The sequence below is a fragment of the Elizabethkingia bruuniana genome, assembly GCF_002024805.1.
Classification (GTDB): domain Bacteria; phylum Bacteroidota; class Bacteroidia; order Flavobacteriales; family Weeksellaceae; genus Elizabethkingia; species Elizabethkingia bruuniana.
Window position 1 is genome coordinate 497769 of record NZ_CP014337.1, and the last position, 22882, is coordinate 520650.

The 22882-nt window shown below is 35.1% G+C and carries 15 protein-coding genes; 14 read left to right on the top strand and 1 reads right to left on the bottom strand.

The genetic code is table 11. The features are described 5' to 3' along the window. Positions 1–54: 54 nt before the first annotated feature. The 14 genes from AYC65_RS02320 to AYC65_RS02385 all read left to right on the top strand — a co-directional run bounded on the left by AYC65_RS02320 (position 55) and on the right by AYC65_RS02385 (position 22253). Positions 55–2469 (top strand): ABC transporter permease, encoded by a 2415-nt coding sequence (locus AYC65_RS02320; RefSeq protein ID WP_034871368.1) that lies wholly within the window; start codon positions 55–57, stop codon positions 2467–2469. Between the two features lie 86 nt (positions 2470–2555). Further along, positions 2556–4976, top strand: coding sequence for an ABC transporter permease (locus tag AYC65_RS02325; protein ID WP_034871367.1), 2421 nt, complete (start codon positions 2556–2558; stop codon positions 4974–4976). Between the two features lie 95 nt (positions 4977–5071). Then, complete coding sequence (locus AYC65_RS02330) at positions 5072–7501, top strand: ABC transporter permease (RefSeq protein WP_034871366.1); 2430 nt, start codon at positions 5072–5074, stop codon at positions 7499–7501. A gap of 79 nt (positions 7502–7580) precedes the next feature. Further along, positions 7581–10013, top strand: coding sequence for an ABC transporter permease (locus tag AYC65_RS02335; protein ID WP_034871365.1), 2433 nt, complete (start codon positions 7581–7583; stop codon positions 10011–10013). A gap of 71 nt (positions 10014–10084) precedes the next feature. After that, positions 10085–12517: an ABC transporter permease gene (locus AYC65_RS02340; RefSeq protein ID WP_034871364.1), complete on the top strand. Its 2433-nt coding sequence runs from the start codon at positions 10085–10087 to the stop codon at positions 12515–12517. A gap of 113 nt (positions 12518–12630) precedes the next feature. Beyond that, positions 12631–13929: a TolC family protein gene (locus AYC65_RS02345; RefSeq protein WP_034871363.1), complete on the top strand. Its 1299-nt coding sequence runs from the start codon at positions 12631–12633 to the stop codon at positions 13927–13929. Between the two features lie 75 nt (positions 13930–14004). Then, positions 14005–15300: a DUF2268 domain-containing putative Zn-dependent protease gene (locus tag AYC65_RS02350; RefSeq protein WP_034871362.1), complete on the top strand. Its 1296-nt coding sequence runs from the start codon at positions 14005–14007 to the stop codon at positions 15298–15300. Between the two features lie 229 nt (positions 15301–15529). Then, positions 15530–16732 (top strand): enoyl-ACP reductase FabV, encoded by a 1203-nt coding sequence (gene fabV / locus AYC65_RS02355; protein WP_034871361.1) that lies wholly within the window; start codon positions 15530–15532, stop codon positions 16730–16732. A gap of 178 nt (positions 16733–16910) precedes the next feature. Next, complete coding sequence (locus AYC65_RS02360; RefSeq protein WP_034871360.1) at positions 16911–17789, top strand: heme/hemin ABC transporter substrate-binding protein; 879 nt, start codon at positions 16911–16913, stop codon at positions 17787–17789. Next, complete coding sequence (locus AYC65_RS02365) at positions 17773–18813, top strand: FecCD family ABC transporter permease (protein ID WP_034871359.1); 1041 nt, start codon at positions 17773–17775, stop codon at positions 18811–18813. The genes AYC65_RS02360 and AYC65_RS02365 overlap by 17 nt, the downstream gene beginning before the upstream one ends. Then, on the top strand, positions 18813–19589 hold the full coding sequence (locus AYC65_RS02370; RefSeq protein ID WP_034871358.1) for a heme ABC transporter ATP-binding protein: 777 nt from the start codon (positions 18813–18815) through the stop codon (positions 19587–19589). Before AYC65_RS02365 ends, AYC65_RS02370 begins: the two co-directional genes overlap by 1 nt. A 2-nt stretch (positions 19590–19591) precedes the next feature. After that, the gene (locus AYC65_RS02375) at positions 19592–20242 is read left to right on the top strand and encodes a class I SAM-dependent methyltransferase (RefSeq protein WP_034871357.1); all 651 of its coding nucleotides are present in this window, start codon (positions 19592–19594) and stop codon (positions 20240–20242) included. Positions 20243–20246: 4 nt separating this feature from the next. Next, positions 20247–21275, top strand: a complete 1029-nt coding sequence (locus AYC65_RS02380; protein WP_034871356.1) for a hemin-degrading factor — start codon at positions 20247–20249, stop codon at positions 21273–21275. A gap of 105 nt (positions 21276–21380) precedes the next feature. After that, positions 21381–22253 carry a ChaN family lipoprotein gene (locus tag AYC65_RS02385; protein ID WP_034871355.1) on the top strand — a complete coding sequence of 291 codons (873 nt, stop codon included), beginning with the start codon at positions 21381–21383 and terminating at the stop codon, positions 22251–22253. Between the two features lie 243 nt (positions 22254–22496). On the opposite strand, the gene AYC65_RS02390 is transcribed toward AYC65_RS02385, so the two are convergent. Further along, the gene (locus AYC65_RS02390) at positions 22497–22817 is read right to left on the bottom strand and encodes a MazG-like protein (RefSeq protein ID WP_034871354.1); all 321 of its coding nucleotides are present in this window, start codon (positions 22815–22817) and stop codon (positions 22497–22499) included. Positions 22818–22882: the final 65 nt, after the last annotated feature.

The following is a 22882-nucleotide window of genomic DNA, read 5'->3' on the forward strand; positions in this document are numbered from 1 at the left end:
GTTAGGAAATTAACCATTTACAATTAATCATTAACAATTAACCATTAGCTAATTATGTTACGCAACTGGATTAAAATAGCATTTAGCAATTACAAAAGAAACCTGCTTTCTACAGTAATCAATCTCTTTGGATTGACTATAGGTCTTACCGGGTTTATGCTTATTCTGATGCACTGGCAGGATGAGAGATCCTACGAAGCCTGGAACCCCCGGAAAGAAAATGTTTATTTTCTTGAAAACGGGATGGGGAAAAACTTTGGAATATGGAGTTCTTCTACTCAGGGACAGATGCGCTATGGGAAAGAAAAAGTAAATGGAATTGAAGATTACCTCTTGATAAATCCTTTTCAAAATGCTGAGCGCGTTAGTTTTGGTTCTAAAATTTCCAATCCTGTAAAGTATACAACATCAGATAATTTTTTCAGGTTCTTTCCTTTTAAAAAGTTAGCTGGATCCTATAAAGATATTTTTAAAAACACAAATGTAGCAGCCATCTCCACTGAAACAGCTCAACAACTTTTTGGTAATAATTATCAGGATGCAATTGGCAAAACCATAGTATCTGACCAAAGTAAATACGTGATTTCTGCGGTATATGAACTGCCAAAAGAAAATTCAGTTTTTAAGCCTGGGCTACTTGTAAGAGATGGTTTCCTTAACGGAAATGAAGACAACTGGGGCGATTATAATTACGTTGGCTTTTTTATGACAAAGCCCAATATGGACATTACGAAAGTAAATGAAGATCTTAATAAAATAGTTTGTCAGTACAAAGTTACCAGAGATATGAAGATCATGAAGAAGACACTTCAGGAGTATGAAGCTGCCATTGGTGGTAAAGCTGAGCTTTTTATCACAAGGCTGGACAAAATGAAACTGGAGGCTAAAGGCGGAGGTCTGGAAAAAGCGGATAAAAAGAATATTTATACTTTGCTGGGACTTTCTATTGTCATTGTATTGTTATCTGCTATTAATTTTATTAATCTAAAGACAGCGCAAGCTTCACAACGGGCAAAAGAAGTAGGAGTACGCCGTGTAATGGGCGGAACAACCTGGCAATTAACAGGTCAGTTTTTACTCGAGACATTACTCATATGTATGTTTGCTTATTTGTTGGCAACGGCTCTTGCTGAAATATTATTACCAGCTTATAATAAGTTTTTGGGTAAAGAAATTACATTATCTAATGCGAGTGTTTTTGTTTACTCATTTGGTATGCTTCTTATTACAACAGTAATTTCCGGACTTATTCCAGCTGTTTATCTGGCTAATTTCAAACCTATTAATACACTTAAAGGTAATTTTTCCCGCAGTAAGCATGGTATCTGGCTTAGAAACGGAATCCTGACAATACAGCTTGTAATTTCATCCTTTTTTATTATTTCAACATTAGTTATTTATACTCAGGTTAATTATATGCTGAATAAAGATCTTGGGTTTAGTGGTGAGCAGGTCATTAATATCGATTTTCAAAAACAAGTTGACAAGCCTTATCAAAAATATGAGTTGCTCAGACAGCAGCTTCCTAAAATAAAAGGAGTAGAGGGTGTTACTTACACCAAGCAACGTATGGGAATGGGAAGTGCCGGAAATTCTAATGTTAATTCTCTAGATAAAAGTATTTTGGCAAATCATGGATCGATAGATCTTAACTTTTTCAAGTTCTTCAAAATCAAAATACTGGAAGGTCGGGATTTTGATCCAAAATTATCTTCAGACACGTTAACCTCTACAATTGTGAATCAGGCTTTTATCAAGGAGATGGGCTGGACACCGAAAGAGGCTATAGGAAAAGAGGTGCGCCCGGGATTTGATAGTATAAAATATAAAATTGTAGGTGTAGCACAAGATTATAATCAGGAAAGTGTAGCCAGCAAAATAGCGCCTGTTGTTTACTTCAACTATGGACGCAACTGGAATAAAAGTAATATTAATAATATAATGGTAAAGCTTTCCGGTAATGATATGCCTGAAACGATTAGTAATATTCAGGATTACTGGCAGAAAGAGGTAGAACCAGGATATGCATTTCGATATCAGTTCCTGAATAAACAATTCGCTAAAACATATGATAGTTATAAAAAACAAAGATTACTATTCAGTATCCTCAATGCTATGGTACTTGTTGTAGCATTATTAGGTTTGTTTGCATTATCAAGTCTTATGATCGAACAGAAATTAAAAGACGTAGCTATCAAAAAGACATTAGGGGCATCGGATAGTGTACTGATAAAGGATCTGACAAAACGATTTCTATGGATTGCTGCACTGGCGGTATTCTTAAGTATTCCGTTGAGTTATTACTTTATGAATGAATGGTTGAAGGAATTTGCCTATCGTATAGAAATGCCTTGGTGGCCATATGTTCTGAGTCTGGTAATTCTTTTGTTACTGACTTTCCTTGTGGTAAGTATTAAAGCATATCGCGCCACTAAAGTAGAACTGGTGAAATACCTGAAATACGAATAACGAAGTTAGAAGTTAGAAATTAGATTTTAGAAACTAGACATTAGAGGTTAGGAAATTAACCATTTATCATTAAGCATTAACTGATTATGTTACGCAACTGGATTAAAATAGCATTTACGAACTATAAACGAAACTGGACCTCCACAATGATTAATCTTTTGGGGTTGACTATAGGCTTTACTGTTTTTATTCTGGTATTTCTGAACTGGCAGGACGAGAAAAGCTATGAAAGCTGGGTACCTGGCAGAGAGAATATTTATCTGGTAGAAAATAATAACGCCATTTTTGGGAATATGGCAGTATCAAGCTATCCAGAGTTGTATATTTCCAAAGAAAAGTTCAGTGAGATAGAAGATTATACTATAGCCGGGTTATGGCAGAGTAATGATAAACTTATTTATAAAGACAGGTCTGCTTATGTCAAAGAAGCCAATGCGATAGATTCTTATTTTGAATTTTTCCCTCATGAAGCAATAGCAGGAAGTTTTAAAAATGCTGTTAGTGATGAAAGTAAAATTGCTCTTTCCGAAAAAACAGCAAAAATGCTTTTTGGTGCGGGATATAAAAACTGTATAGGAAAAATAGTAAAAAAGGACAGTGATGACAAATCATATGTAGTAACAGCTGTATACAAATATACAGATAAGAATAGTGTATTTAAATCCGATTATATTATTAGAACGCGAGGACTTAATAATTCAACAAACTGGACTAACTACAGCTATATTGGATTCTTTAAGGTAAAACCAGGGACAGATATTAAAAACTTGGAAAGAAAGCTTACAGATCAGATGACTGTAGAGGAGAAAAAGAATTCTGAGAAATATGGAGAAGAATATAATGAGAAAGACAAAACAATAGTTTCTCTTGTTCCTTTAAATAATATGAAGCTGGATGCTAAAAGTGAAGGAATTGAAAAAGGAGATAAAAAAACAATTTTGATTTTATTAGGTCTGTCAGTTCTGATTCTAACGTTATCTGGTATTAATCTGATTAATCTGAAGACAGCCCAGGCTTCACAAAGAGCAAAAGAGATAGGAGTAAGAAAGGCCATAGGCGGATCCAGGTTCGAAGTTATCCTTCAGTTTTTGTTCGAAAATGCAATCATTTGTATTTTAGCTTATTTATTGTCTTTTGTTGTAATAGAATTTTTACTTCCTTCCTACAACAAGTTTTTAGGAAAAGAAATGAGCATGGCGAATACCAATGTTTTTGTATATTCAACTCTATTACTTATTCTGTTTATATTTTTATCAGGTATTATACCAGCTCTGTATTTGTCGAATTTCAAACCGATTAATACACTAAAGGGAAATTTCTCGAGAAGTAAACACGGTGTATGGCTAAGAAATTCGATTCTTACATTACAACTGATTATCTCTTCATTCTTTATTATCTGTTCTTTTATTATTCACCATCAGGTTCAATATATGCTGAATAAGGATCTGGGATTTAACGGAAATCAGGTGGTACAGATAGACTTTAAGAAGACCGATTACAGAGATGATTATAATTATAAAAAATACCTGAGATTAAAGTCGGAAATATCAAAAATTTCCGGAGTTCAGGATATTACCGGATCTGTCCTTTCGTTAGGTGGTGGTGTAAGAAATTCTTCATCTGTAAAAAATGCTCTGGACACTACCAAGACTATTAATAATGTAGGAAACGGTGGAGTCGATTATAACTATTTTCAGTTTTACAAAATAAAACTTGCATCCGGAAGAAATCTGGATATTCATAAAGCTTCAGATACAATCTCCGGAGTTGTGGCTAACGAAACATTTGTCAAAATAATGGGATGGAACAATCAGCAAGCATTGGGAAAAGAAATTTATCCAGGCTGGGATGGCAAGAAAAGGTATAAAATATTGGGTGTAGTAAAGGATTTCTATGTCACGGGAGTAGACAAACCGATCACTCCAATATTATTTTATAATTACGACAGAACTTATATTAAAAATAGTTTAACAAGTCTTCAGATCAAGCTGTCAGGAAATGATATTAACGGAACCCTAAAACGTATTGAAGAATTTTGGAATACAAAAGCAGAACCCGGATATCCATTTGAATATACTTTTATAGACAAGGCTTTTGCCAGGACATATGCTAAATATGAAAAACAGAAACTTTTGTTTTCTATTCTTAATTCAGTGGTTTTGGTTGTGGCACTTTTAGGGCTATTCGCATTATCCAGTTTAATGATTGATCAGAAGCTGAAAGATGTAGCGATTAAAAAAACACTAGGTGCATCAGACAGCGTCCTGATAAGAGATCTTACTAAAAAATACTTATGGCTTGCAGCACTAGCGGTACTCCTAAGTATTCCGTTTAGTTATTACTTTATGAATGAATGGCTGAAAGACTTTGCTTACCGGATTGAGATGCCGTGGTGGCCTTACATTCTGAGTTTGGTAATTCTTCTTCTTCTGACATTCCTGGTGGTAAGTATTAAAGCATACCGGGCAACCAAAGTAGAATTGGTTAAATACCTGAAATATGAATGATGCTAACTGAGAAGTTAGATTTTAGAAATTAGACATTAGAGGTTAGAAAATTAACCATTTACAATTAATCATTAACAATTAACCATTAGCTGATTATGTTAAAGAACTGGATTAAAATAGCATTTAGCAATTATAAAAAGAACTGGCTTACAACACTTATCAACCTTTTAGGTTTATCTGTTGGGCTAACTGTATTTCTGTTGGTTTTTCTGAACTGGCAGGACGAAAAATCCTATGAACAATGGGTGCCGGAAGGTGATAATGTGTATTATGCCGAAAGAGTTTTTAACAATAAAGATTTTAATGCCGTATGCAGTTATCCGTTTTTGGAAGTATCCGCAAAAATGTTCCCGGAAATTCAGGACTTTTCAGTAATCAATTACTGGAAAAATAATAAAGCCCGTCTTTTGACCGATGGTCGTTCCAGTTATAATAGCTCTGCTGAGGTATCAGAAGATTTTTTCAAAGTTCTTCCTTTCCCTTTGGTAGCAGGTAGTTATAATAATCTTTTTGTGGATGAAAACTCAATAGCATTATCTGAAGACGTTGCAAAACAGCTTTTCGGGGATAACTACAAGGAGAGTATTGGAAAGACGGTAACAAAAGATGAAAATGGTAAAAAAGTTGTTGTTCAGGCCATTTATAAACTACCGGCAGAAAATGAGAATACTATTTTCAACCCTGGCTATGTTGTAAGAAATGCGAATATAGATGCTAATAAAAATATTTGGAGTAACAACAGTTTCTTTGGGTTTTTCCGTGTGAAGCCAGGAACAAATATTTCGGAATTGGAGAATAAACTATCCGCAATACAAACGAAACAACAAAATATTGAGCTTAAACAGTCAGGCTGGCCGGAAATGAAAAAGCCCATTGAAATACATCTGGTGAACATAAAAAAAATGAGACTGGATGCAAAAAGCGGTGGGCTTGAAGGAACAGATAAAAAATCAATTTTAATTTTATTGTCTTTGTCGGGACTTATTCTGATCCTTTCTGCCATTAATTTTATTAATCTCAATACAGCTCAGGCATCACAAAGAGCGAAAGAAGTAGGTTTGCGAAAATCTTTTGGAAGCTCCAAAAGACAATTGATTATACAGTTTTTACTGGAGACCTATATTATTTATATCACTGCGTTTTTTATATCGATGATTCTTTTAGAATTTTTACTGCCACTATATGGTAAGTTTCTGAATAAAACAATAAGAATGGAAGATCCCATGATTTATCTGTATACAGTACTGATTATTTTTGGATTTGCATTTATTTCAGGAATTGTACCTGCTGTATATCTTTCAGGTTTTAAACCAATTCAGACGCTGAAAGGGAACTTTAGCAGAAGTAAACATGGTATATGGTTACGCAATTCTATTCTGACGCTCCAAATTATTATTTCTTCATTTTTTATAATTTCTTCCTTCATCATTTATAAACAGGTCGATTACATGATGCAAAAAGACTTAGGCTTTTATGGTGAGCAGGTTTATCAGCTTAATTTTAATAAGATATCATGGGAAAATAATTATAATATGAAGAAGTACCAGTTGTACAGTGAGAAGATAAAACACTTCCCGGGTGTCGTTGATGTTACAGGTTCTGCTCAGACTTTAGGAAACGGAGTTAACAGTACAACAGGAATTAAATATAAAAGGGATTCTACTAAGTCTGTAGATGCTGGTGTTGGTGCTATAGATCTGAATTTCATGAAATTTTATAAAATCAAGTTTCTTTCCGGAAGAGATTTTAATCCAAAGCTAACTGTAGATACAACAAAGGCAATTGTGGTAAATGAAGCCTTTATCAAAAAAATAGGCTGGAATAATCAGGAAGCAATTGGTAAAGAAATGACAAGCAACACTGATAGTAAGGCAAGAAATATGATTATAGTTGGGGTTGTAAAGGATATGAATTTCGATGATGTACAGTATAAAGTTGAGCCAATCATGTTTTTTAATTATGACAGGTACTGGACCAGAAATAATTTAATCAGTTTACAAATCAAGTTAACAGGTGAAAATATCGATGAAAATATAGCCAGAATCAGAAAGTACTGGGAAACAGAGGTTGAACCAGGGTATCCGTTCCGCGGAGAATTTGTCAACAAACAATTTGCCAGAACTTTCGAAAAGTATGAGAAACAGCGGACTTTATTTTCAATTCTCAATGGCATTGTTTTGTTAGTGGCACTTTTAGGATTATTTGCGCTGTCCAGTTTAATGATAGAACAGAAACTGAAAGACGTAGCTATTAAGAAAACACTAGGGGCGTCGGACGGAATACTCATAAAAGATCTGACCAAAAAATTCCTGTGGATAACACTGATCGCAGTTTTAATCAGTATACCGATAAGCTATTATTTTATCAACGAATGGTTGAAAAGCTTTGCTTACCGGATCGAGATGCCATGGTGGCCCTATATTTTAAGCTTAGCTATTCTTTTATTGCTGACAATTCTTGTCGTAAGTATTAAAGCCTACAGAGCAACAAAAGTAGAACTGATAAAGTACCTGAAATACGAATAACGAGGTTAGAAGCTAGAAATTAGATTTTAGAAACTAGAAAATTAACCATTAACAATTAATCATTAACAATTAGCTGATTATGTTACGGAACTGGATTAAAATAGCATTTACGAATTATAAAAAAAACTGGTTAACAACTCTTATTAACCTTATAGGATTATCTATAGGACTCACAATATTTTTGTTAGTATTTCTCAACTGGCAGGATGAAAAATCTTATGAAAAATGGGTTCCGAATGGTGAAAATGTTTATTTGATCGAATTGCAAAACGGAAAAGACAGCTATGTTTCCCAGGTCAACTACCCACTTTTGTACACTTCTCCTAAAGCATTTCCGGAAATAGAAACATCTACGATCGTTAATATATGGATGGACGTAAAAAATAAATTAACTACAGACGGGCATTCTGTTTATACTACTCCTATTTTTGCAAACGAAAATTTCTTTAAAGTATTAGAATTTCCCAAAGTAGCGGGAAGCTATGAAAATATTCTGATAGATAATACATCTATAGCGCTTTCCGAAGATACAGCCAAACAGCTTTTTGGGAAAGATTATCTTCATAGTATCGGGAAAACAGTGGTACTGGATAATGAAGGAAGCAGATATATTGTACATGCTATTTATAAAAATCCTGAGGAATCGGAGAATACAATATTTCGGGGTGGGTTTGTAATCCGCGATTCTTCTGTTAATGATAGTAAGGAGGCCTGGACAAACTACAGTTACTATGGTTTCTTTAAAGTAAAACCCAATACAGATTTAGCTAAACTGGAAGAAAAACTTTCAAAATGGGACGATGATCATGAAAGAATTGAAAATCGAAAAAATGGATGGGCTGATAACGGAGAACGTATCAAAGCTCATTTAACTAATATTAGAAATATGAAGCTCGATGCTAAAGGATGGGGGCTGATGAAGGGAGACAAAAAGTCTATTATCATTCTGATGTCTTTATCGGGTCTTATTTTGGTTCTTTCCGGAATTAATTTTATCAACCTTAATACAGCACAAGCATCACAACGGGCTAAAGAAGTAGGTGTACGTAAGGCTTTGGGAAGTTCCAAAGGAAAATTAATAACTCAGTTTTTACTAGAAACCCTTATTATTTATGTTACAGCATTTGTTATCTCCATGGTCATACTGGAGCTGCTTTTACCAATGTATGGGAAATATCTGGGGAAAGAGATTAAAATACAGGGATTTCAGGTGTATTTATATGCAGTTTTTATTGTACTGGCTTTTACCCTTATTTCCGGTATTATTCCGGCGCTTTATCTTTCCGGATTTAAGCCTATTCAAACGTTGAAAGGAAACTTTGCAGGCAGCAGACATGGTATCTGGTTGCGTAATCTTATTTTGTCATTACAGCTTATTATTTCCTCATTTTTTATTATTTCTTCTTTGATTATCTATAAGCAGGTAAACTATATGATGGATAAAGATCTGGGCTTTAATGGAGATCAGGTATTTCAGATTAATTTTAAAAAGACCAGTTTTAAGAATGGTAATTATAATCAAAGAAAATATGAATTGTATAGAGACCGGATAAAACATTTTCCGGGAGTATTAGATATTACCGGTTCATCACAGAGCATAGGCAATGGCCTTAGAAATTTTACAGGCGCTAAAGATAAAAGAGATTCCACAAAAGTTACATCCGCCGGAATCGGAGCTATAGATTTTAATTACTTCAATTTTTACAAACTAAGATTAGTTGCAGGCAGGGATATTAACCCAAAAATGACTACAGATACGGCGAGGGGGCTTATTGTAAATGAAGCTTTTGTGAAAAGCATGGGCTGGAAACCATCAGAAGCTATTGGTAAAGAAATATCAAGCGGATTGGCTGAAAATAGTTATAATTTGTTGATTATAGGGGTGGTGAAGGATTTTCATTATGGCGGAGTGAAAAATGAAATTTCACCTATTATGTTCTTTAATTATCAAAGGTACTGGACTAAGAACCAAATGAACAATCTGCAAATTAAACTCTCCGGGGACAATATTTCTCAGAATATAGAACGCATCAAAAAATATTGGGAGAAAGAAGTGGAGCCAGGTTACCCTTTTGAAGGTGATTTTGTCAATAAAAATTTTGCTAAGACTTTTGACAAATATAAGAAGCAACGCTTGTTATTTTCCATTCTCAATGCTTTAGTTTTAGTTGTTGCACTTTTAGGATTGTTCGCATTGTCCAGCCTGATCATCGAACAAAAACTAAAAGATGTAGCGATTAAAAAAACTTTAGGAGCATCAGACGGAGTACTTATAAAAGATCTGACAAAGAAATTTCTTTGGATTACAGGAATAGCGGTATTAATAAGTATACCGATAAGCTATTATTTTATGAATGAATGGCTGAAAGATTTTGCCTACAGAATTGAGATGCCATGGTGGCCTTACGTTCTGAGTTTAGTTATTCTTTTACTGTTAACTTTCTTTGTGGTGAGTATTAAAGCTTACAGAGCAACCAAAGTAGAGCTGGTAAAATATCTGAAATACGAATAACGAAGTTAGAAATTAGAAGTTAGAATTACGAAATTAACCATTGACAATTAATCATTAACAATTAGCTGATTATGTTACGCAACTGGATTAAAATAGCATTTAGCAATTATTATAAAAATTGGCTTACTACGCTCATCAATCTTTTAGGATTGTCTATGGGCTTAACAATATTTCTGTTGGTTTTTCTAAACTGGCAAGACGAGAGATCTTATGAGAAATGGGTGCCGAATAAAGAGAATATTTATTTTGTAGAATTACAGACTGCAAAAAATAATTATGTCTCTAATATAAATTACCCGTTATTACGCACTGCTCCGAAAATGTTTCCGGAAATAGAAAATTATTCCGTAGTTGCTAATATAGGAGAGGATGATAAAACTAAACTGATAGCTGATGGGCGTTCTGTTTATACTATACCAATTGCCGCCAGCGAAGACTTTTTTAAAGTAATACAACTTCCTAAAGTAGCAGGCAGTTACAATAATATTTTAGTAGATAGACATTCCGCAGCGCTTTCCGAAGAAACTGCTAAGGCTCTTTTTGGTAAAGACTACCTGAACAGTATCGGAAAGGTTGTAGTGGCAGATAATGATGGCAGTAAATATGTGGTACAGGCCATTTATAAGAACCCTGCTGATGCAGAAAATACAATATTCAGAGGTGGCTTTGTAGTAAGACAATCTAATATTGATAACAACGACAATTGGACAAATTATAGTTTCTATGGATTTTTCAGAGTAAAACCTAATACAGATATTGCTAAGCTTGAAGAAAAATTATCCAAATGGGATGACGACAACGAAAGAGCAGACAGAAGTAAATTTGGGTGGGCAGATGACAGAGATCCAATTAAAGTTCATTTGACTAATGTCCGTGATATGAAACTTGAAGCCAAAGGCTCAGGGATTATGAAAGGAGATCAGAAATCTATTGTAATTCTGATGACTTTAGCAGGGCTTATTTTAATTCTTTCAGGTATTAATTTTATCAACCTCAATACCGCACAGGCTTCACAAAGAGCTAAAGAGGTAGGAGTACGCAAAGCATTGGGAAGCTCGAAAGGAAAGTTAGTTCTGCAGTTTTTATTGGAGGCTTTTATTGTCTATATCACTGCATTTGTTATATCACTGGTTTTACTGGAATTATTACTACCTGTATATGGCAAATTTCTGAAGAAAGAAATCAAGGTAGAAGGAATTCATATTTATCTTTATACTTTCCTCATTGTAGTCACCTTTGCCCTTTTCTCCGGAATTATTCCGGCATTATATCTTTCCAATTTTAGACCTATTCAGACATTGAAAGGAAATTTTGCAAGAAGCAGACATGGTGTCTGGCTTCGCAATGCAATCCTGTCTTTGCAGCTGATTATCTCTTCATTTTTTATTATTTCTTCGTTGATTATATACACTCAGGTGAATTATATGATGAATAAAGACTTAGGTTTTAGTGGAGATCAGGTTTTTCAGATTAATTTCAAGAAAACCAACTTTATAGATGAGAATTACAATCAGAGAAAGTACGAACGCTACAGAGATAAAATAAAACATTTCCCTGGTGTAATAGATATTACCGGATCTTCACATACAATGGGTGGCGGAATTACCAGTTCATCGGGTGCTAAATATAAAAGAGATTCTACAAAAGCGACATCTGCCGGAATTGGGGCTATTGACTTTAATTATTTTAAATTTTATAAAATAAAGTTTATTGCAGGCCGTGAGATGAATCCTAAGATGACGACAGATACCGCACGTGGACTAATTGTAAATGAGTCTTTTGTGAAAAAAATGAACTGGAGTCCTTCAGAGGCTATAGGTAAAGAAATCTCCAGTGGAATGGACGATAAAAGTGACAATATGCTTATTATAGGTGTTGTAAAGAATTTTCATTACGGAAGTGTACAATATGATGTTTTCCCAATGATGTTCTTTAATTATCAGAGGTATTGGTCCAGAAATCAGATGAACAATTTACAGATAAAACTTTCTGGTGATCATATAGCAGAAAATACTGCGCGTATTAAAAAATATTGGGAAACAGAAGTAGAACCAGGGTATCCATTCGAAGGAAATTTTGTGAATAAGAATTTTGCCCGGACTTTTGATAAATTTAAAAAACAACGACTGCTATTTTCAATTCTTAATTCTGTAGTATTAGCTGTAGCACTCCTGGGATTATTTGCATTATCCAGTTTGATGATAGAGCAGAAACTGAAAGATGTTGCTGTTAAAAAAACATTGGGAGCATCTGACAGTACATTGATAAAAGATCTGACAAAGAAATTTCTGTGGATTACTGCAGTGGCAGTGTTTATAAGTATTCCGTTTAGTTATTATTTTATGAACGAATGGCTGAAAGAATTTGTATACCGTATCGAGATGCCTTGGTGGCCTTATATTTTAAGCTTAGTGATCCTCTTATTGCTGACGTTCCTGGTGACAAGTATTAAAGCCTACAGAGCTACTAAAGTAGAACTGGTAAAATACCTGAAATACGAATGATGCTAATTACGAAGTTAGAAGTTAGAAGTTAGAAGTTAGAAGTTAGAAAATTCACTATTCACTCATTGATCATTCATCAACTCATCCATTGACCTATTATTAAACCAACCATCATGTTTAAAAAACTTATTTTCCTTAGCATATCAGCCTTTATGTTTTCTCAGCAAACCGAAGAATGGGATCTGCAAAAAACAGTAGATTATGCTATAAGTAAACATCCTACAGTGCAGCAAAGTATTCTGAAAGTGGACCAGCGTAAGCAGGAAATCACAGCATCCAAAGGAATGCTGTTGCCTTCTGTTTCTGCCAGCACCAGTCAGAATTATAGTTTTGGTTCAACCATTAATCCGGGAACCAATCAGCGTGAAGCATTAAATGTAGGTACAACACAATTCTCGGCAATTGCTAACTGGGAGTTATTCAACTGGAGGAATTTTATGAACATTTCGCTGAGCAAAATGAATAAAGAAAGTTCCGATTACCGCTTGAAAGCTGTACAAAACGATATTGCATTAAATGTTATTCAGTTGTTCTTTCAGTATCAAAACGACAAAGCATGGTTCGGAGTGTTGAAAACTCAGCTGGATGGAGTAGAGGAGCAGATTAAAAGAACAGAAAAAGAAGTGGAAATAGGTAACAGGCCTAAAAGCGATATCTACGATATAAAGGCAAATATGGGAACTTTGCAGGAGCAATGGGTATCTGCCAAAAATCAAAAAGAAATTTCCAAAAACAATCTTCTCAATGCACTAGCCATTACCTCAGATAATATAGATTTTGCACAGAATACATCGGATACATCTTCTGTTCTGGCCTTTTCAGATGAAAATTTTGTAAAAGAAATGCTGGAAAAGAATCCCGCCTATCTGGCTGCTGCAAAAGAGATTCAGGTTTCTGCAGAAAAGATCAGAGTCGAAAGAAGCGGTTATTTACCAACGTTGAACGGGCAGTATTCGTGGTCTACTTTTTATAGTAAAGTACTGGGAGGGAATCAGCCTACAACAGCATTTTCAGATCAGTTTAACCAAAACAAAAATCAGCAGGTATATTTTAATCTAAGTATTCCGGTTTTCAATAAACTACAGGTAAAATCCAATGTGGAAATAGCAAAACTTAATAAAATTAATGCCGATCTGGAAAAAGAAAAAACAGTCAGCAATCTGGTTGCTGCATTGAAATCTATTAAGATTCAGTACCAGAACTCAGAAGAAAAATACAGACTTCTTCAGCAAAATTTTGAAAATCAAAAATTATCTTTTGACAAATCAGAAGAAAAGTACAAAGAAGGTCTAATGGACGCTTATACCTTCTTTGTGGTCCGTAATAACTGGCTTCAGGCGAATTATAACCTGATTAAAAGCCGCTATGATGTCATGCTGCAGGAAGAACTCTGGAAAATTTATAACAGATAAAAGTAGTGTAATATCAATTTAATTAGAAGTACAAGAATAGAAATTAACACCAATTAAACTTAGCTAAAGTAACATATGAAAATAAAATTATTCCTCATTGCAGCTTGCTCACCCGTATTGCTGTTTAGTCAGAAAGTATTCACACAAGATGTAGATAATTTCTGGAAAACCTACGATAAAATCATAAAAACAAAAGACTCCGCACAAAAATTAAGTCTGATTCAGACAATGTACATAGATAAAGGAACACAGGGGTTGCATGATATTATGAAGGCAAGGCGATATTCTGCACAGGAATATATTGATGTTATTGGAAAATACCCGAAGTTTTGGTCTTCCATAAGATCCCGTACTTTGAAGTATAAAAAACAGGCGAAAAATGTTGAGAAAAGTATAACTGCCTTAAAGAGAATCTATCCCGAAGCAAAATCAGCTAACGCTTACTTTACAGTAGGTCTGTTAAGAACAAATGGTACCGTAATGAACGGAAATCTTTTGATAGGTACCGAAAGTGCTTTTGCAGATAAAGATGTAGATATTTCTGAAATGGATAAAAGCTATCCGCAACTAAAAGCCTATTTTGCAACAAATCCTATTGATTCTTTTCCATTCCTGGCCGCTCACGAATATATTCATACACAGCAAAAATCTACTATTGGGAATAACTTATTAACCCAGGTAGTGATGGAAGGAGTAGCTGAATTTATAGCTTCATTATCAATGAATCAGAAATCTCCAACCCCGGCTATTGACTATGGTTATGCCCATGAAACAGAGATTAAAGATGTTTTTGTAAAAGAAATGTTTTCACCATATACATGGAATAATTGGATATGGAATGCAACTAACAACCGTTTTAAAATGGCAGATTTGGGATACTTTGTGGGGTATGCGCTTGTAAAAAAATACTATGATAAACAAGCCGATAAAAAGTCTGCAGTTAAAAAAATGATTGAACTAGATTATAATAATCAAGCGGCTTTATGGGCATTTGTTGAAGAGTCTGGATATTTTGAAAAACCTGTTTCTTATTATAAGGACGAGTATGAGAAGAATAGACCTGTGGTTGTTGGTATCACCGAATTTGAGAACGGCAGCAAAAATGTAAATCCGAATATTAAAACACTTTCTGTAACTTTTTCTCAGGAAATGAATCCTTTTAGAGATGGTATCGACTATGGACCTTTAGGTAAAGAATCTTTTGTGAAAAAGAAGAAATTTTTAAAGTTTATAAATAATAATAAAACAGTTGTGTATGAGATAGAAGTTTTACCAAATACACACCATCAGATGTTATTTGACGGAGGTTTCAGATCTAAAGATGGAAATCCTGCCCAGAATTATCTTATTGACTTTACAACAACGAAATAATTTTTTAATCTTGTTAGTGTTATTACCTAGATAATTATTGATCTTGACAAGGTTTTTCAGTTTATAAAAAGTGATAAATTAAAATTTCAAAATAACTTTTTTGGCTTATCCTGATTCATTTTTTCTACGAAAAGAATGAAAAACAAACCACGATTTAACAGATTATTTGTGCATTTTGTCATGTCTCACTACATTTGTATTCAGTAAATAATATTGAAAATTAAGAACTATGATCATACAACCACGTGTTAGAGGGTTTATCTGCCTTACTGCACACCCTGAAGGAGCTTTACAGAATGTTAAAAGTCAGATTGATTATGTAAAATCTAAAGGTGAGATTAAAAACGGGCCTAAGAAAGTATTGGTAATTGGTGCTTCTACAGGTTTCGGTTTGTCTTCCAGAATTTCAGCAGCTTTTGGTTCTGGTGCAGCAACTATTGGTGTTTTCTTTGAAAAAGCACCATCAGAAGGTAAACTGGCTACTGCCGGATGGTATAATTCTGCAGCTTTCGAGAAAGAAGCAAATGCGGCAGGACTATATGCAAAAAGTATCAATGGCGATGCTTTCTCCGATGAGGTAAAGCAGCAGACAATTGATCTTATTAAAAAAGATTTAGGTCAGATCGATTTAGTTGTTTACAGTTTAGCTTCCCCAAGACGTACGCACCCTAAAACAGGTGTGGCTTATGCTTCAGTACTAAAGCCAATCGGAGAACCTTTTACCAACAAAACTGTAGATTTCCATACAGGTGTTGTTTCAGATATCAGTATCCAGCCAGTAGACAAGGACGAAGATATTCAGAATACTATTGCTGTAATGGGAGGTGAAGACTGGAAATTCTGGATCGAAGATCTTAAGAATGCAGGTGTTCTGGCTGATGGAGTTAAGACTGTTGCTTATTCTTATATTGGCCCTGAATTAACTTTCCCTATCTATAGAAACGGAACTATTGGACAGGCTAAAAATGATCTGGAAGGATCTGTAACAGCGATCAATGACATGCTGAAAGACCTTAACGGTATTTCCTATGTGTCTGTTAACAAAGCTTTGGTTACACAATCCAGCTCAGCAATTCCTGTAGTGCCACTTTATATTTCCCTACTTTACAAAGTGATGAAAGAAAAAGGTATTCATGAAGGTACAATTGAGCAGATGCAGAGACTTTTTGCAGACAGATTGTATACAGATAACGGTGAAGTTTTACTAGATGATAAAGGCAGAATCCGTATCGACGACTGGGAAATGCGTGAAGATGTACAAAAAGAAGTTGCGGCTCTTTGGGAAACTATTTCTACAGAAAACTTAGGAGAAATTAGTGATATCGAAGGTTATCGTAAAGAGTTCTTCCAGTTATTTGGATTTAATGTTCCGGGTATTGATTACGAAAAAGATACCAACGAAGTGGTAAACATCCCGAGTATAGAAGGATAATACATAAAAATAATACGAAAAGCGGTTCCATTGGGACCGCTTTTTTTGTTGGCTGAAATTTATCATCAAATATTATTTTTATTAATTCTAAATAAAAGTGTAATATTGTAAAATCATATAAATGAACAAAGAGTTCGGTATGAAGATTAAAATTTGATAGGAACAAAATTAAATCTGTATGAAAAAAGCAATATTAATGGCATCCGTAGTGCTTGCCCTGTATTCTTGTAAGAAAGAAACCGATAAGCTTAGCAGTGGAGCAACTGAACAGACCTCGGAAAACCCGAAATCTGCAAATAAAATAGTAACCCTAAGCGGCGGAATTACGGAGATAGTAAGTGCGTTAGGACATGAAAGTGAAATCGTGGGAACAGACGTTACCAGTACATATCCTGAGACTCTGAAAACAACAACTAAAGATTTGGGACATGTAAGATCTATGACTATAGAGCCGATTATGGCATTAAGTCCAACATTGATCTTAGCTTCCGATAAAGATCTAAATCCGGAATTATTGAGTAAGATAAAATCTTCAGGAATCAAGGCTGAACTTTTGACTCAGGAATTTTCTGTAGAAGGGACTAAAAAGTTAATAGAACAAGTTGCAAAGGCTATAGGAAATACAGACTATCAGAAGCTTAATGACAAAATCGATGCAGATATGAAGCAGGTACAGTCATTGGCAAAAAAGCCTAAAGTATTATTCATTTATGCAAGAGGGAACAACCTGATGGTGGCAGGTAAGAACACTCCAATGGAAAAGCTGATTACACTGGCTGGTGGTGAAAATGCAATCAATGAGTTTGACGATTTTAAACCTCTTACACCAGAAGCGGTTGTAAAAGCTAATCCGGATATTTTGTTCTTATTCAAGAGCGGATTAATGGGAGCGGGAGGAAATGAAGCCGTATTAAAAATGCCGGGAGTTGCACAAACCAATGCCGGAAAAAACAAAAAAGTTATTTCTATGGATGGTGGTTTGGCATCGAGCTTTGGTCCAAGACTGGGGGAAGCAGTGGTTGAATTAAACAAGCTATTGATTGAAAACACAAAGTAAATTATATTTTTATCTTGTATCAGGCGGGCTTTTACTAATAGTTCTTGCAGTAATTGCCCTTTATGTTGGGGTTTATGATTTTGGAGGACACTCACCATTTACAGTATTATGGAAAGTAATCATGCAGGATCCGCAGCTGGCAGTTAGCGACAAATACATTTTATGGGATGTCAGGCTTTCACGGATTGTAATGGCCATATTAGTAGGTAGTATGCTGGCAGTATCGGGGACAGCATTGCAGGGACTTTTCAAAAATCCTCTGGCAACAGGAGATTTAATAGGACTAACATCCGGAGCTACACTGATGGCAGCAATAGCAATAGTATTAGGAAGTAGTTTCAGAGCTTATCTTCCGGAAGCAGTGCAGTTTTCATTGGTAGGTTTGTCTGCATTTGTCGGAGCTTTACTCTCCATGCTGTTGGTATACAGGATATCTACAAGCGGCGGGAAAACCAATGTTGTAATGATGCTCCTTACTGGTGTTGCTATTACGGCTATAGGCTTCTCCATTACAGGTTTCCTTATTTATATATCAAAGGATGATCAGTTAAGAGACCTTACTTTCTGGAATTTAGGAAGCTTGGCTGCAGCAACCTGGACCAAGAATCTGGTTTTGCTGTTTGTTTTGTTAATTTCTTATTTTATACTGATGCCTAAAGGAAAAGCATTGAATGCTATGATGCTGGGAGAAAAAGATGCTCAGCATTTGGGGATTAATGTAGAAAAGCTAAAAAAGCAGATTGTAGTAATTACAGCACTTATGGTAGGTACCTGTGTTGCTTTTTCAGGAGCCATAGGATTTGTAGGACTCATTGTACCATATATCCTCAGGCTGCTGTTTAAATCCAATTACTACTTTATATTGCCATTGTCAGCGGTATTCGGAGCGGTATTGTTATTGGTAGCCGATACATTCAGCAGAAGTATAGTAGCACCTTCGGAGCTGCCAATCGGAATTCTGACGGCGCTAATGGGAGGACCTATTTTTATTGCAATTTTAATGAAACATAAAAAGTCTTTATAATGATAAAAGCGCATCATATCAGTTATCTGCATAAGAAATTCCATATTCTGGACGGCGTAGATGTGTCAGTAGAATATGGAGAATTTTTAGCTATTGTCGGACCCAACGGAGCCGGAAAATCAAGCCTTCTGAGTGTTCTGGCCAATGAAGTGAAGCAAGATAAAAAACAGCAGATTTTATTTAAAGGCAAACTTATTTCTGATTGGGGAATCCAGGAAATATCAAAACATAAAGCCAAGTTTTCCCAGCATAACAGTAACGATATTCCTTTGCAGGTAAAAGATGTTGTAATGATGGGACGCTACCCGTATTTCGATGGTCAGCCTAAAAAAGAAGACTGGGAAGCGATGAGCAAAATGCTGCTGGAAACAGATATTGTTCATCTTAAAGACAGAGACTACAATACCCTGTCGGGTGGAGAAAAACAAAGAGTACATCTTTCCCGGGTAATGGCACAACTTGAAAATGAAGTAGCCCACAAGCTTTTATTTCTGGATGAGCCTCTGAATAATCTGGACATAAAATATCAGTACCGTGCATTGGAAAGCATTAAGAATTTTACCAAACGAGCCAATTCAGCTATTGTAGTATTACACGATCTGAATCTTGCGGCTCAGTTTGCGGATAAAATCTTACTGATGAAAAACGGAAGAGTAGCTGCCTGTGGTAAACCTAATGAGGTTTTCACAAAGGAAAGAATAAGTGATACTTATAATTTTCCGTGTAGTATATGTAAAAACCCGATAAATGACACACCAATGATTATTTTTGGATAACTATGAATACAGAAGATCTGAAATTACTGGCCAAAAATCTGGCCAATCCTGAAGGCGAGAAAGGGATAGAAATAGCTGAAATGATGGATACAACCAATATTTCTATGACTATGGAAAGTATTGCAGCTTTAGAGCTCGATGATTCTGATAGAATATTAGAGATAGGACATGGTAATGCCGGACATCTGAAACAGTTACTAAAATTAGCTGATGATCTTAACTATACGGGATTAGATATCTCCGAAACGATGAGGGATCAAGCTTTACGGAAAAATATAAAATTTGAAAACCAATCGCAGTTTTTTGTTTATGACGGACAAAATATACCTTTTGTTGAACAGAGTTTTGATAAAATTTTCACAGTAAATACTTTGTATTTCTGGAAAGAACCACAAGCTTTCCTAGAAGAAATTTACAGGGTACTGAGAAACAACGGAACATTTGTTCTTACTTTCGGGCATAAAGATTTTATGAGCAATTTGCCATTTACCCAATATGGCTTTCAGCTTTATCATACTGAAGATGTTGAAAAGCTTATTGCTAAAAGTCAATTTGTACAGGTAAAACTGTTGCAGAAAGAAGAATGGATACCCGGTAAAACAGGAGATGGTCCTGTTAAAAGAAACTATACAATATTAACCTTAAAAAAATAATATAATGAATACATTAGTCGGAGATTTAAAAGAAAAGTGGACCCAACTGAAAGCAGAAACACCACATCTTAGAATCAGAAATGCAGCAGAACAATTAGGGGTTAGCGAAGCCGATTTACTGGTAACCAATATAGGTGAAGGTGTTACGGTTCTGAATCCTGATTTTGCAGGAATTTTAACCGATGTTGAACAGCTGGGAAAAGTAATGGCTTTAACCAGAAACGATGAATGTGTACACGAAAGAAAAGGAACTTATCTGAATGGCGATTTCAGCAGTCCGCATGCACAATTATTTGTTGGTGAAGATATTGACCTTAGAATATTCCTGAACTCATGGAAGCATGCTTTTGCAGTAGTAGAAGGAGATAAGAAAAGTTTACAATTCTTTGGTAAAGACGGACTGGCACTTCACAAAATATATTTAACAAAAGACAGCAATGCAGATGCTTTCGATACTATTACAGACAAGTATAAAGCAGATGTACAGAATCAGGAGTTTGTATTTGAAGCATTAGCGCCAAAAGCAGCTGAAAAACCGGATACTGATATCGATGTGGAAGCTTTCCGTAAAGAATGGTCTGAGCTGAAAGATACTCATGATTTCTTTGCGATGACAAGAAAATATGGTGTGACAAGAACACAGGCATTACGTCTGGCTTCAGATGAATTTGTAACGAAGATTGATCCTAAAAAAGTCGTAACCTTACTGGAAACTGCATCTGAAAGAAAATTGCCGATAATGGTGTTTGTAGGAAATCGCGGGATTATCCAGATCCATACAGGAGAAGTAAACAAAGTATTGTGGTACAATACCTGGATCAATGTAATGGATCCTGACTTCAATCTTCATCTGGATACCGAAAAAATTGCCGAAGCATGGGTGGTGAAGAAACCTACGGAGGACGGTTTGGTACATGCAGTGGAGGTATTCAATAAAGATGGTGAATTCATTGCACAGTTCTTCGGAAAAAGAAAACCGGGAATCCCTGAATTACAAGAGTGGAAAGACCTTGTAGCTGAACTAGAAAAATAAAATATCTAAGCTAAATTTAAATGTTGAGGCCGTTGAGAATCATTGCATTTCAAAGCGGCCTTTTTTATTGTAAATTGGTATTTAAATTATACTTTTATTTAAGAGATGAGAAAATTACTTTTTGCCTTTGCGATGCTCTGTATCAGTGGAATAAAAGCACAGCAATTCGATGCTTATAAGTTTTATAATAAAAAAGGAAAAGCTGTAAAGGCTGAGAAAATTGTCAAACAGCTATCCGATTACGATGTGGTATTGTTTGGCGAATTACATAACAATTCCATCGTTCACTGGTTACAGTTGAAGTTTACAGAAGCTTTGTATCAGCAGAAAAATAACCAGCTGATTTTGGGGGCTGAGATGTTTGAAAGAGATAACCAGCCACAGCTGGATCGTTATTTGTCTGGTAAATTGGACCCTAAGAGTATGAAAGACTCTGTCCGTTTGTGGAATAACTATATTACAGATTACAAACCGCTTTTAGACTTTGCAAAAGCTAAAAACCTGAAATTTATAGCCGGCAATATTCCGAGAAAGTACGCTTCTCAGGTAGCGAAACAAGGACTGGAATCATTGAATACGTTGGATGCTAAGGAGAAAACTTATATGGCAGCTTTGCCTGTAAAGGTAACATTGGATACACCAGGGTATAAGGAAATGAAAACCATGATGGGAGACCATGCTGATGATCTGAAAGTCATGAATTTTATTTCTGCTCAGGCTGTAAAAGATGCTACAATGGCCGAGTCAATTATTAAGAATTTAGAACCCGGAAAAACTTTTATTCACTACAATGGAAATTATCACAGCAAAGAGTATGGAGGCATTTACTGGTATCTGAAACAAAGAAATCCTAATCTAAAGATTGCTGTGATTTCTGTTTTTGAATCAGAAACTCCAAAATTGTCTGTACCTGAAAAAGATTATATCCCCACAGATTTTAACCTGATTGTTCCCGCAGATATGACGAAGACCTATTAGGAGTTACTCACCTTTATAGCTCATAGAATAAATAAAACAAAAAAACTCATAGGCTATACGGCCTGTGAGTTTTTTACTTCTAATGCCTCGTAGGTCTCCCATATCTATGAGGTTTGTTATATCCTTATATATAATCAGTGTCACTCTGAGCGAAGTCGAAGAGCCATTATAGATATTATACTCCTGTTTATATTTAAAACATACAGGAGGCACGGGTGTGACGCCCGCGACAACTTTAGTTTTTTATTTTAATAACTTTTCAGTTTTTGTTAAAAAAAATCCAATAGCTTCCTCAGCATCTATATTCATTCTGTCAGCTAAAATAATCAACCACCAGATACATTCGCCTAATTTATGTTCGAGTTCTGTGTCTGTATTCTTTGCAATCCAGCGCTTTTGTTGAGACATAGTGTGACGTCCGACTAAACCGGCATCTGTCAAAAATGCTAATGCATCTTCCTCAATAGTCCATTCACTACCATGATTTTGTCTTTCCAATTGATGGTAACTTTCCCGTATTTTTTTCGAACGTTCAATAATTTCCTTAAAGTTAATATTTGCCATTTTATAATTTTTTTATGATAGAACTTTCATAAAATTATATAAATAATATGAAGCATAATAATTTT

Bases quoted from the DNA above. Each gene is read 5' to 3' on its own strand.
- AYC65_RS02375 (WP_034871357.1), top strand. From the start codon at position 19,592: ATGAATACAGAAGATCTGAAATTACTGGCCAAAAATCTGGCCAATCCT.
- AYC65_RS02325 (WP_034871367.1), top strand. From the start codon at position 2,556: ATGTTACGCAACTGGATTAAAATAGCATTTACGAACTATAAACGAAAC.
- AYC65_RS02385 (WP_034871355.1), top strand. From the start codon at position 21,381: ATGAGAAAATTACTTTTTGCCTTTGCGATGCTCTGTATCAGTGGAATA.
- AYC65_RS02390 (WP_034871354.1), bottom strand. From the start codon at position 22,817: ATGGCAAATATTAACTTTAAGGAAATTATTGAACGTTCGAAAAAAATA.
- AYC65_RS02345 (WP_034871363.1), top strand. From the start codon at position 12,631: ATGTTTAAAAAACTTATTTTCCTTAGCATATCAGCCTTTATGTTTTCT.
- AYC65_RS02350 (WP_034871362.1), top strand. From the start codon at position 14,005: ATGAAAATAAAATTATTCCTCATTGCAGCTTGCTCACCCGTATTGCTG.
- AYC65_RS02330 (WP_034871366.1), top strand. From the start codon at position 5,072: ATGTTAAAGAACTGGATTAAAATAGCATTTAGCAATTATAAAAAGAAC.
- fabV (WP_034871361.1), top strand. From the start codon at position 15,530: ATGATCATACAACCACGTGTTAGAGGGTTTATCTGCCTTACTGCACAC.
- AYC65_RS02360 (WP_034871360.1), top strand. From the start codon at position 16,911: ATGAAAAAAGCAATATTAATGGCATCCGTAGTGCTTGCCCTGTATTCT.
- AYC65_RS02370 (WP_034871358.1), top strand. From the start codon at position 18,813: ATGATAAAAGCGCATCATATCAGTTATCTGCATAAGAAATTCCATATT.
- AYC65_RS02320 (WP_034871368.1), top strand. From the start codon at position 55: ATGTTACGCAACTGGATTAAAATAGCATTTAGCAATTACAAAAGAAAC.
- AYC65_RS02340 (WP_034871364.1), top strand. From the start codon at position 10,085: ATGTTACGCAACTGGATTAAAATAGCATTTAGCAATTATTATAAAAAT.
- AYC65_RS02335 (WP_034871365.1), top strand. From the start codon at position 7,581: ATGTTACGGAACTGGATTAAAATAGCATTTACGAATTATAAAAAAAAC.
- AYC65_RS02380 (WP_034871356.1), top strand. From the start codon at position 20,247: ATGAATACATTAGTCGGAGATTTAAAAGAAAAGTGGACCCAACTGAAA.